Source organism: Sporolactobacillus sp. STSJ-5, assembly GCF_024385605.1.
Taxonomy (GTDB): Bacteria; Bacillota; Bacilli; order Bacillales; family Sporolactobacillaceae; genus Sporolactobacillus.
This window is the reverse complement of sequence record NZ_JANFOJ010000016.1, coordinates 1-12164: the sequence shown is the minus strand read 5'-3', so window position 1 is coordinate 12164 and position 12164 is coordinate 1. Positions and strand designations below refer to the sequence as shown.

The window sequence follows — 12164 nt, the reverse complement described above, 5'->3', positions numbered from 1 at the left end:
ACCCTCCTGAGAATGAGTATGTTTTTTATGCGTTCTTTTCCATCAAGCATTTCAGAATTGCTTTATGTGCGTGCAGACGGTTTTCCGCTTCATCAAACACAACGGAATGGGCACCGTCAATCACGCTTTCCGTGACCTCTTCACCGCGGTGAGCAGGCAGACAATGCATGAAGATATGATCCGGTTTTGCTAAAGCGACAAGTGCATCGTCAACTTGGAACCCTTGAAAATCATGCAGTCGCTTTTCCTTTTCATCTTCATCGCCCATGCTCAGCCATGTATCGGTGATCACGACATCGCAGCCTTCAGCCGCCTCTTGAGGCGAATTGGTGAATGCAATGGTGCAACCATTCTTCGCTCCTCTTGCTTTCGCGGCTTCGAGAATCGCCGCATCAGGCTCGTAGCCTTCAGGACTGGCGACCGTCATGTCCATGCTGACTGCCGCGGCGCCTTCCATCAGTGAATGCGCCATATTGTTATAGCCATCGCCGATGAAGCATGCTTTTAAGCCGCCAAGCTTGCCTTTGTGCTCGAAAATGGTCAACAAATCGGCAATGACCTGTGTCGGATGATGCGTATCCGTGAGGCCGTTAATAACCGGAACATCAGCGTTCGCCGCCAATTCCTCAACCACTTCGTGGCCAAACGTACGAATCATAATACCATCGACAAATCGTGAGAGCACTTTCGCCGTATCAGCGATCGTTTCGCCTCGACCGATTTGGATATCCTTGCTGCTCAAGTATAGCGCAGAACCGCCGAGGTGGTACATACCTACTTCGAATGCGACGCGCGTCCGAGTCGATGCTTTCTCGAAAATCATTGCAAGCGTCTGTCCTTCTAAGAAATGGTGTGTAACGCCTTGCTTTTGCATTGCCTTCAGAGCAACAGCCGTCTGTAAGAACGTTTTCAGCTCGTCTTCCGTAAATTCGGCAATGGTTAGAAAATCTCTGCCTTGTAATGTTGATGCCGTTTCACTTGTCAAATGAGTCACTTCCCTTTATTCGTCATATAGCTTAAATCTCGATATTCATTCAATGTGTGCACGTCCGGTGAAGGTTCTCCCTTAGCTGATGAGAGCGTCGCTTCAAGCGTATCAACACATGTATACACAGGCACTTGATAGCGCAGCGCGAGTTCTCTGATCTTGAAACCAAAGGACTTCCTGTTGCGCCCCGCCGTCGGAATGTTGAACACGGCAGCAATTTTTCCACTCGCCATTTGAGCAGCCACGTCAGCCTCTTCTTCGTTCACCCTTGTCGCTGGAATACCCGCTTTTGTGTACTCATCCGCCGTGCCCGGTGTTGCCAAAATGTCGAATCCCAATTTTACAAGCTTCTTGATGAGTTTCAAGCTCTCGTCTCTCTGATTTGAAGTGATCGAGCAAAATACTGCTTTCTTCTTCGACATCGCTGAAAACGGATTTGATTTATTCAGATAAACACCTTTCATAAAGGCCTCGGATACAGACTGTCCCAAGCCGAGCTGCTCGCCTGTCGATTTCATTTCCGGACCGAGCACAGGGTCAACACCCTTCAGCTTCGTGAAGGAAAATACAGGCGCTTTTACTGCATAAAAGCCCGGGCGAGGACAGTAGCCGTCATTGAGATTTTGTTCCGGCAGGCTTTTTCCGAGCTGAACGCCTACCGCCTTTTCAACCATTGACATTCCCGTTACTTTGCTGATGATTGGAACTGTTCGCGAAGCACGCGGGTTCACCTCGAGAACAAACACCTTTCCGGAGGCAATCACAAACTGAATGTTGATCAAACCCTTCACATTCAAGGCGCGGCATATTTTGCGCGTATCCTCTTCAATCTCATCCTTTGCTGCTTGATCAAGACTGAACGATGGAAATACAGCAATGCTGTCACCTGAATGAACGCCTGCACGTTCAATGTGCTGAAAGATGCCCGGAATTGCGGTCACATCTCCGTCGCTGATCGCATCCACCTCGCATTCAATACCCGGCATGTAGCGGTCAACTAGTAAAGGAAAAGATTGCTCATTCAGATTTCGTTCACTGTTTATATAGGCATCAAGTTCTTCAGGATGATGGAATAAGAACATCGATTGACCGCCAATGACGTAGGACGGACGAACAAGAATCGGATAACCGAGTTTCTCTCCTGCGACCGGCAAATCTTCAAGACAATGAACGGTACGGCCTTGAATATGTGGAATACCAAGCGAGTGCAGAAGCTCATAAAATTGTTCACGATCTTCAACTCGATCAATGCTCTCGGTGGACGTGCCGAGCACCTTGATTCCTGCTTGTTCCAGTGCCTTTGCTACATTCACTGCCGTCTGTCCGCCGAATTGAACGAGCGCGCCTTGAACCTTTTCCTTCTCCGCAACATGCAAAATATCTTCAATTGCCAACGGCTCGAAGTATAACCGATCGGCGATGGAATAATCGGTGCTGACGGTTTCAGGGTTGTTGTTAATCACAATGGCTTCAAAACCGTTCTTCTTCACTGCCATTGTCGCCTGAACGGAACAATAATCGAACTCAATCCCCTGTCCGATACGAATCGGACCCGAACCGATGATTAGAATTTTCGGCTTATCACTTGCAGGTGCCTCATCAGCACCAAACCAAGTCGAATAATAATAAGGCGTTTGGGCTTCGAATTCCCCCGCACACGTATCAACAAGATGATAGGAAGGAGCGAGACCGGCGGCACGAACGCGAGCATCGATGTCGTTCAGAGAGCTATTGAGCAGTTGAGCCAGCCGCTGATTACCAATATTCATCCATTTCGCATGTTCGATTTGTGCATCGGATAACTCCGCTAAGCTTTTTCCTTTGATCATTTTCTCAAAGGCAACAATTCCAAAGATTGCGTTGAGAAACCAATAATCAATTTCGGTTGCCTGATGAACGTCCGCAACCGTACGCCCTCTTCGAAACAGTTCACTGATTGCGAACAGACGCAAATCGGTCGTATTTTTCAAATGATCTTCCAGAACATCGTCCGGCTGTGCAGCGAGCATCTTGCTTTCAAGTCCGGTAAAGCCCATTTCCATGGAACGAACGCCCTTATTCAGCGCGCCTTCAAAGGTGCGGTCAATAGCCATGACTTCTCCGGTCGCTTTCATCTGTGTTCCAAGACTCCGGTCAGCTTCCGTAAATTTATCGAATGGAAAACGTGGAATTTTAACGACTATATAATCAATTGCCGGTTCAAAGGATGCATAGGTCGTACCCGTAATCGGATTTAAAATTTCATCAAGACAGAAACCGATCGCACATTTGGCGGCGACACGGGCGATCGGATAACCGGTCGCTTTGGACGCAAGCGCTGATGAACGGCTCACACGCGGATTAACTTCAATAATGGCATATTCATCTGATGCCGGGTTGAGTGCGAACTGAATGTTGCACCCTCCGACAATCTTCAAAGCACGAATGATTTTTAACGATGCGTTGCGGAGCATTTGGTACTGCACATCAGACAAGGTCTGCGAAGGTGCTACTACAATACTGTCTCCGGTATGCACACCCACGGGATCCATGTTTTCCATGTTGCAAACGATAATGCATGTATCGTTTGCGTCACGCATGACCTCATACTCAATTTCTTTCCAACCCTTGATGCTTTTCTCGATCAGGACTTCGTGAATCGGACTGAGCTTTAACCCTCGATGGAGGACCAAATTTAATTCTTTTTCGTTGTAGGCAAAGCCTCCGCCGGATCCGCCGAGGGTATAGGCCGGCCGAATGATGACCGGATATCCGACTTCCTTTATAAAGGCTAAACCATCTTCATAAGAGCGAATAATTTTGGAATCGGGAATCGGTTCCTTGATTTCAAGCATCAGATCCTTGAATAACTCCCGATCCTCTCCATGCTGAATTGAATCAACGGATGTACCAAGAAGCTCAACACCATATTTTTCCAGAACTCCTTGCTCATAAAGAGCAACAGCAAGGTTTAGACCGGTTTGTCCGCCCAGTGTGCCAATGATCCCGTCAGGGCGTTCTTTTATAAGAATTTTTTCTATTGTTTCAATGGTTAAAGGCTCGATATAGGTTCGGTCGGCAATCTGGTCGTCGGTCATGATCGTCGCCGGATTATTGTTAATGAGGACAACCTCAATGCCCTCTTCTTTGAGAGCAAGGCAGGCCTGCGTACCGGCATAATCGAATTCAGCCGCCTGACCAATCACGATCGGGCCGGAACCTATGACAAGCACTTTTTTAATGTCAGTACGTAACGGCATGAGTCACTTCACCTTTGTTCTGTTTAATCATATTCATAAAGTTCAAGAAAATCGGATGTGTATCGTCCGGACCCGGATGGGCTTCCGGATGAAATTGAACCGTTTCAATCGGAAGGTCATTATGGCTTAATCCTTCTACTGATTGATCGTTTACATTAAGATAGCTGATCGAAAATTGTTCCGTATCGATGCTGTCTTTTTCAACCACATAACTATGATTTTGCGAGGTCATCCACACTTTTCCGGTGGTTAATTCTTTGACCGGATGGTTGGCACCGCGATGACCGAAAAGCAATTTGCCAGTTTTCGCTCCGTAAGCAAGTGCAATCAGCTGATGACCAAGGCAGATGCCCAAAGTCGGATAGGCAGATGCTATTTTTTTAATTTCGCCGAACAGCGGCTGCAGCTGGATCGGGTCCCCAGGGCCGTTGCTGAGCATGACACCATCGGGATGCAACGCAGCAACAGCGTCTGAGTTGGTGTTATAAGGAACAACCGTTACCTTGCAGCCTTCATCGAGCAGTGCCTTCAGCATTGACTTCTTATATCCATAATCAATCAGAACAACATGTGGCCCTTTTCCCTCATAGGTGGTCATTGTCTTAGCAGAAACCTTGGCAACCATATCCTGATCCAGCGGTTGACTCCAATCGATCAGTGAAAAATCAGGAGAATCGCTGATGATCGCCTTCATCGTACCGCTCTTGCGCACTGCCTTGACAACAGCACGCGTGTCTATGTTGGCAAGACCCGGCACATCTGACTGCTTTAACCATTGATCTACCGTTTTAATTGATTGATAATGACTTGGCAGTTCGCAAAGATTACTGAAAAGCACGCCTTGCATTTGAATCTTGGCGTTTTCATTATCTTTCGCATTGACCCCGTAATTCCCAATCAGAGGATAGCAAAAGGTCATGATTTGACCTGCATAAGACGGATCGGTCATGATTTCCTGGTATCCGGTCATGCTGGTGTTGAAGACAAGTTCGCCCATCACTGAGGAAGGAGCGCCAACGCGCACGCCTGAGAATAATTGGCCCGACTCCAGAAGCAAGTATCCTTTTTTCATCATCAGCAGCCTCCTAATTATTTTTCCTTTAATACATCGTCAAGTGCTGCAATAAATGTATCAATTTCTGTTTCATTCGTGACGAGCGGAGGCAAAATGCGCAGCACATGCTTGCCGGCTGTCAAGATCAGCACTTGGTGTTTTTCTCTCAATTGGTTGACAATGTCAATAGCGGGTGCCGTGGTCTCAACACCGATTAACAATCCCAGGCCTCGAACATCGATTAATTGATTTGCGTATTTTTCTTTAAGGTCGTTCAATTTTTGATTTAAATAATCTGCATTCTTCACACATTGCGCAATCACATTTTGTTTTTCAAATGCTTCAATGGTAGCTACCCCTGCTGCGGTCGAGAACGGATTGCCTCCGAATGTCGATCCATGAGTTCCCGGTGTCAGCAATTGGGAAATATGTTTTTTTGCTAGGAAAGCGCCGATTGGGATCCCAGAACCAAGTGCTTTGGCTACTGTCAGAATGTCCGGTTCAATGCCATATTGCTCATAAGCAAAAAGCGTACCGGTTCTGCCCATGCCCGACTGTACTTCATCGACAATCATTGGGATACCTTTTTCCTTGCACACAGATGCGAGCTTCTGCACCCAAACTTTATCTGCGGGAATCACTCCGCCTTCGCCTTGAACCATTTCCAGCATGACAGCAATACATTCTTCATCAGCTGCGATAGCCTCGATATCTGCTGCATCATTATAAGGAAGGTATTTAAATCCGGGAACAAGAGAGCCAAAACCGTTGTGTATTTTTTCCTGTGCCGTTGCTGCCATTGTTGCGAGTGTCCTGCCGTGGAAGGAATGATCAAAGGTAACAATATGCCCCTCCGGTTTATGCAGGACTAAGTTCGCGTACCGGCGCGCCAATTTAATGGCTCCTTCGTTCGCTTCTGCCCCGCTGTTCCCAAAGAAAACTTGATCACAGCATGTGAGATCCGTCAGCATTTTCGCAAGCTTCTCTTGTGGTCCAATATGATACAAATTGGAACAATGCCAAAGGGTATCGAGTTGCTTTTTCAAAGCTGCTTCTACTGAATCCGGTACATGACCAAGTGCTAGTACTGCGATACCGGCTGTAAAATCCAAGTATTTTGTTCCTTCACTGTCCCAAACATAACTGCCCTTGCCTTTTTCAATAGTTATTGGAAAGCGTCCGTATGCAGCCATAACCGGCGCGATTGTTTCTTCTGATTTTGTGTTAAGCATGGAGTACTTCCTCCTCAAGGAAAATTTTTGTCCCGACTTCAATGCCCTTAGTATAATCAACCAGACATTCCGGCATCATACCGTTCACAATGACAACTTCCTGAACGTTTTTCTTTAAACTGTCCACTGCTGCCTTCGCTTTTGGAATCATGCCGCCGCTGATTTTCTTCAGTTCAATCAACCGTTCAATTTCCAGATCGGAGACCTGCTTCAGCCGTGTCAGTTCTCCATCCTTTTCAACAAGAATCCCAGGAACATCACTGATGAAGCACAATTTTCCATTAAGTGTCGCAGCAATGGCCGCAGCCGCTTGATCAGCGTTGATATTGTAATGCTGTCCCTTATCGTCCATGGATATAGGAGAGATGACAGGAATATAACCTTGACCGCACAAATTGGTAATCACGGACGGATCAACAGCCGTAATTTCACCGACATAGCCGAGTTTGGAAAGTGCAAGCGGCTTTGCATGAAACAATCCGCCATCAATGCCGCTTAGTCCAAATGCCTTACCGCCGGACGCGCTGATCTTGGAAACAATTTGTTTATTCATCGTCCCGCTGAGCACCATCTCCGCTACGTCAAGCACTTCCTGAGTTGTCACACGAAGCCCGTGGTGAAAAACAGTCGGAATAGCCATTTTCTCCAGCATCTGTGAAATTGCCGGACCGCCGCCATGTACGATGACCGGCAGCCACTCGCCTTCTGCCTGAATCGCCTGTATGCTGTTAAAAAAGGCCGGAGTCAGTTTATCAAAGACGCTTCCTCCACATTTAATCACCAGATAACGGTTCATTGTTGTCCTCCTGACATCATCTTTTTCTCACGAACGATAAGAAGCGTTTATTTTCACGTAGTCATAAGTTAAATCACAGCCCCAGGCAACCGCGTGACCGTTCCCCTCGCCAAGGATTGTTTTAATCACAATGGTGTTACCATCTAAATAGTTCTTTGCTTTTTCCTCATCAAAGTCAATCGGAACACCATTCTTAAAGAGAGTTATGTCGCCAAGCGCCATTGACACTTTACTTGGATCGAAGCGTTCTCCGCTGTATCCCATGGCACAAACAACTCTGCCCCAATTCGCATCACTTCCGAATACCGCTGTCTTTACAAGGCTCGAACCGACAATTGATTTACTGATCACTTCAGCGGAATGATCATCTTTAGCTCCGCTCACTTGAACTTCGATCAGCTTTGTCGCTCCCTCGCCATCGCCGGCAATGAACTTTGCAAGACCTTGACAGACAATTTCCAGTCCATTCAAGAAGGTTTGCCATTCCGGATGCTGCTCACTCAACAACTGATTTTCAGCTTGCCCATTTGCCAGAAGCAGGACCATATCGTTGGTACTTGTATCACCGTCGACGGTAATGCAATTGAATGATTTATTAATCACTGATTTCAGCGCAAGACTGAGAGAATCAGGAGCAACAGCGGCATCTGTTGTGACAAATCCGAGCATTGTCGCCATGTTCGGGTGTATCATGCCTGAACCCTTGCACGCGCCGCCGATGGTTACTGTTTTGCCATCAATTTCGACTTGAACAGCCAGATGCTTCGGCTTCGTATCCGTCGTGAGAATCGCTTCTTCAAAAGGTGCCTTCACATCATCGAGTTCAATGGCCGCAATGCCTTTTTCCATCTTTTCCATCGGAAGCTGCATGCCGATAACACCTGTTGAAGCAACACCTACGAGGTGATCGGCGATGCTTAGGTGCTCCGCCATCCACTTTCTTGTTGTATAAGCATTGTCAGTGCCTTCTTGGCCTGTGCATGAGTTCGCACTCACCGTATTCACTAAAATCGCCTGAAGTTTCTTTTCTTCAGCAATACTATCCTGTGTCACTTGCAGTGGTGCTGCTTGAAACACGTTCGTCGTATAAACCCCTGCCGCGGAGGCCGGAGTCTCTGAATAAATCCAACCCATATCCGGCCTGCCGATTCGGAGTCCGATATTCTGTCCTCCAGCAAGAAAGCCCTTGGGCGACCCGACACTGCCGTTTTCTATAGGAATAATTGCTGTTTGATTATATGTTTTTTCCACTAATCTCGCCCTCTCACGGATAGATCGGAGTGAACCCTAGTCCTGTCTGTTCATCCCAGCCCTTGATAATATTCAAATTCTGGACCGCCTGACCGGCTGCGCCCTTGACGACATTGTCGATGACGGAAACAATGGTGAGTCGCCTCGTCCTGCCATCGACATGTAATCCAATGTCGCAATAATTTGAGCCGAGTACTTCTTTTGTAGCCGGCCAAGTTCCAATGGGCCTGATCCGAACAAAAGGCGATTTTTCGTAATAATTTTCGTAGTGTTCCAGCAGCTCTCGTGTTGAGAAGCCTTGTTTCAAGTTCGCATACGTCGTGCACATCAATCCGCGTGTCATCGGAATCAGATGAGTGGTAAAAGTTATTGCGGTCTGTTCTCCGCTCTCCTGCGCGATCATCTGTTCAATTTCCGGTGTGTGCTGGTGCTGACCCAGCTTGTAAGCCCTCACGTTCTCATTGACTTCGCAAAACAAATTGCCAAGCGCCGCTTTCTTTCCCGATCCGGAAACTCCTGATTTTCCGTCAATAATAATGGATGTCAAATCGATCACATCATTTTTCAGCACCGGTGCAAGGCCAAGCAACGCAGCAGTTGGATAGCATCCGGGATTTGAAATGAAGGTTGCGCCCTCGATCTGCCTTCGGTTAATCTCCGCCAGTCCATACACTGCGTCATTCAGCAATGTCTGATCAGCAGGATCCAAATGATACCATTCCGCATAGTCCTGCGGATTTTTCAAGCGATAATCGCCGGAAAGATCGATACAGATCAGACCGCGTTTCAAGCATTCGGGAAGCAGATCTTTGCTGATGCCGGCGGGCGTTGCAAAGAAAACAGCATCAACCCTGGCCGCCAACTCATCCGCATCAAAATCCTCCAATGTTCTTTCAATAATACCGTCAAGATGAGGATAGATGCTCTGGATATCCGTGCCCGCGGTTGTATGCGCAACCAGCATCTCCAATTTGATTTGCGGATGATTCAGAAGCAAACGGATCAATTCAACGCCGCTGTACCCGTTCGCCCCAACAATACCTGCCTTCACCTGAAAGCCTCCAATAATTTGTTATATTTTCGTTCGGTGTCTCATTAACACTTCAGATAGTTAAATCAAAAGAGTAGTACTGATCCCCAAAAGATGTTTTCTGCGGAAAATTAAAAACGCCCGCCTCTTTTCATTTGAAAAGAGACGAGCGTTGATCACTATGCCCGCGGTACCACTCTGATTATTCCCAAATTAAAATGTTCAAAAAAGGGAATCTGCTTGAGACTCTGTAACGGGAGTTCCCGGACAATCCTACCTGTGATTCAGACCGTCATCTCCGAAGTGCGGTTCGCAGTATTACTTGCACCGGCTCTCACCAACCCGGCTCGCTTAAGCATTGCTCTACTGTTACTCTCTTCTTCACCGATTTTCAATAAGCAATTTTTAGTTATTTCTAACTTGTGTGATACTTATTATACATTGCTCAACTAATAAGTCAACCCTTATTTTAATTTTAATTAAATAAAAATGCAGCTGATTACTCAAACAATATATTCAGCAGCATTCCTCTATAGAAGTAAAAAATTTTTATAGTTTATTCTTCGGCCCCCAATGATGAATCTAGGGTGGCGAAATGTGAATATGCTATAATGAAAAAGCTTGTTCAATAACGAAAATACTCCTTATTTAAGGTTGGTGAACTTCTTGATTCATTTATTAATCGCGGTTATTCTTGGTGCCGTTGAGGGATTGACTGAATTTGCTCCGGTTTCGTCAACAGGACACTTAATCCTCGTGGCTGACTTGCTTCACTTTAATGGGGATACCGCAAAAACATTTGAAGTCATTATTCAGCTTGGGTCAATTATGGCTGTGGTTGTCCTCTACTGGAAAAGACTGTGGAGTCTCTTCGGTTTTTATCGGAACGAACCGAAGAACGGCCCTGAACATCTGAATCTTTTACACATCATTGTCGCAGGCATTCCGGCCATCATCCTCGGCGTGCTTTTGCGCGATTTTATTAAAAATGTTCTTTTCTCGCCTCAAAGTGTATTAATTGCACTTGTTGTCGGCGGCATCCTGATGATCATTGCTGAACGAATCGCCGCAAATCGCGGAGGAGCAGGCACAAAGGAATTGTCCTATGGACAGGCCTTTGTCATCGGCCTGTTCCAATGCTTGTCGCTCTGGTCCGGATTTTCCCGTTCCGGATCAACTATCGCCGGAGGACTTATTGCAGGCGTTGAACGGAAAACCGCGGCTGAATTTTCATTTATTCTTGCTGTTCCGATGATGATCGGCGCAAGCGGCTACGACTTCTACAAAAGTCTCGATTTTCTGCATGTCAGCGACATTCCGCTCTTTGTAGTCGGTTTTGTTACGGCATTTATTGTAGCCATGCTCGCCATTGTCTTTTTCCTTAAATTATTGCGCCGCTTTACCCTTGTACCGTTTGCCGTTTATCGTTTTATTCTCGCAGCGGTTTTTGCGCTTTATCTGATCTTCTAATAACTATCTATTATCTTCTTAAGTGTATAAAAAGAGCCGGAGAGAAATCTCTCCGGCCCTTTTTATTTTTCAATCGATTAGTTCGCATATTCCGGAATATCAAAAATCAAGTTATATTTAGAAACCACACTGTACAATGTATCGATCATTGGCGTCTGTTTCACAGCCCAGGCGACGTCGGTCGCATATTGATGAGCAGCACTGCCCATAACAAGTGCTTCCGGATTCCAGCGCATTTTGTACAATGTATCCTGGCGGTAGGTAGCATTATAAACGTAATATTTTGCGATCCAAGCAGCCCCGCCTTTGATTGCCTTTTCAGGCGTTGTCCAGCCTTGTTCGTAAGCATACTTTGCTCCACTGTTCACCGCACTTCCGTCGTAAGCGCCGATGCCGAACATATTATAGACCGTCGTACCATTATAGTTGACGCCATTAGCAAGTGTCGAACTACCGTTTCCTGTCTCAAGCAGCGCGTGGGAAACAAGATATACCTCGTTTACTTTGCTCTCATTTGCCGCATTTATAAAAGCCGCACCTTGTCCGGCCAAAATCCCCTTGCCCTTCAGCATCGTGTTCATATCACTAAGCGAAATATTGGCCAATGAGGAAAGCTGTAAGAATTGGTAATATTCTATACTTCCCTTTGAAAAATTCTTCGGGTTTAAGTATTGAGCCAGAGAAGAACTGCTGTTTACATTCTGTTCTTCCGCCAGTGCCTGACCGAATGAAATTGAATAATTTGTTGTGATATATGCAGCATTACCGTCTTGAATGGTTGTTGTTGTTTCTTTTTTTACATAGTCCCCGTATACATAACCGTCTTGACCGTTATAACTGACCTTAACCCATCCGTCAGGAGCATCAGCAAGTATTTCAACAAGTGTTCCTGCCTTTAATACTTCATAGCTCTTATATGATGTTCCCGGTCCTTGACGGAAATTTACTCCAGTAGTGATTAACCCACTGGTTTCTGTTGTTTGTGTACCTGACGAATCCGAGTTGCCGGAGTTATCCGAGGCACTATCAGGCTTTTGTACATAATCGCCGGATACATATGCCGTTCCTCCGGCATAGTTGACCTTCAGCCAGTCTCCACTTGTT

General features: G+C 46.3%; 9 protein-coding genes and 1 other annotated feature. Of the genes, 1 reads left to right on the top strand and 8 read right to left on the bottom strand.

The window, feature by feature from the left end:
• Window positions 1-25: 25 nt before the first annotated feature.
• The 7 genes from argF to argC are packed head-to-tail and all read right to left on the bottom strand — an operon-like array spanning window position 26 to window position 9611.
• Complete coding sequence (argF, locus tag NOM01_RS13380) at window positions 26-985, bottom strand: ornithine carbamoyltransferase (RefSeq protein WP_255749007.1); 960 nt, start codon at window positions 983-985, stop codon at window positions 26-28.
• 5 nt (window positions 986-990) lie between these two features.
• The gene (gene carB / locus NOM01_RS13375; protein WP_255749006.1) at window positions 991-4227 is read right to left on the bottom strand and encodes a carbamoyl-phosphate synthase (glutamine-hydrolyzing) large subunit; all 3237 of its coding nucleotides are present in this window, start codon (window positions 4225-4227) and stop codon (window positions 991-993) included.
• Entirely contained in the window at window positions 4211-5299 is a 1089-nt protein-coding gene (locus NOM01_RS13370) for a carbamoyl phosphate synthase small subunit (protein WP_255749058.1), read from the bottom strand. The genes carB and NOM01_RS13370 overlap by 17 nt, the downstream gene beginning before the upstream one ends.
• 17 nt (window positions 5300-5316) lie before the next feature.
• A complete protein-coding gene (locus NOM01_RS13365; protein ID WP_255749004.1) occupies window positions 5317-6513 on the bottom strand; it encodes an aspartate aminotransferase family protein in 1197 nt (398 codons plus the stop codon).
• A complete protein-coding gene (gene argB / locus NOM01_RS13360; RefSeq protein ID WP_255749003.1) occupies window positions 6506-7309 on the bottom strand; it encodes an acetylglutamate kinase in 804 nt (267 codons plus the stop codon). Before argB ends, NOM01_RS13365 begins: the two co-directional genes overlap by 8 nt.
• A gap of 27 nt (window positions 7310-7336) precedes the next feature.
• Window positions 7337-8560: a bifunctional ornithine acetyltransferase/N-acetylglutamate synthase gene (gene argJ / locus NOM01_RS13355; protein ID WP_255749002.1), complete on the bottom strand. Its 1224-nt coding sequence runs from the start codon at window positions 8558-8560 to the stop codon at window positions 7337-7339.
• Window positions 8561-8573: 13 nt separating this feature from the next.
• A complete protein-coding gene (gene argC / locus NOM01_RS13350; protein ID WP_255749001.1) occupies window positions 8574-9611 on the bottom strand; it encodes an N-acetyl-gamma-glutamyl-phosphate reductase in 1038 nt (345 codons plus the stop codon).
• A gap of 137 nt (window positions 9612-9748) precedes the next feature.
• Window positions 9749-9984, bottom strand: a binding site (T-box leader).
• Window positions 9985-10256: 272 nt separating this feature from the next.
• On the opposite strand from argC, the gene bacA reads away from it, so the two are divergent.
• Entirely contained in the window at window positions 10257-11060 is an 804-nt protein-coding gene (gene bacA, locus NOM01_RS13345) for an undecaprenyl-diphosphate phosphatase (RefSeq protein WP_255749000.1), read from the top strand.
• A gap of 77 nt (window positions 11061-11137) precedes the next feature.
• On the opposite strand, the gene NOM01_RS13340 is transcribed toward bacA, so the two are convergent.
• A partial coding sequence (locus NOM01_RS13340) for an N-acetylglucosaminidase (RefSeq protein WP_255748999.1) occupies window positions 11138-12164 on the bottom strand: 1027 nt, incomplete at its 5' end.

Excerpts from the sequence above, each read along its gene's own strand:
- carB (WP_255749006.1), bottom strand. The coding sequence starts at position 4,227 with ATGCCGTTACGTACTGACATTAAAAAAGTGCTTGTCATAGGTTCCGGC.
- NOM01_RS13370 (WP_255749058.1), bottom strand. The coding sequence starts at position 5,299 with ATGAAAAAAGGATACTTGCTTCTGGAGTCGGGCCAATTATTCTCAGGC.
- NOM01_RS13365 (WP_255749004.1), bottom strand. The coding sequence starts at position 6,513 with ATGCTTAACACAAAATCAGAAGAAACAATCGCGCCGGTTATGGCTGCA.
- argB (WP_255749003.1), bottom strand. The coding sequence starts at position 7,309 with ATGAACCGTTATCTGGTGATTAAATGTGGAGGAAGCGTCTTTGATAAA.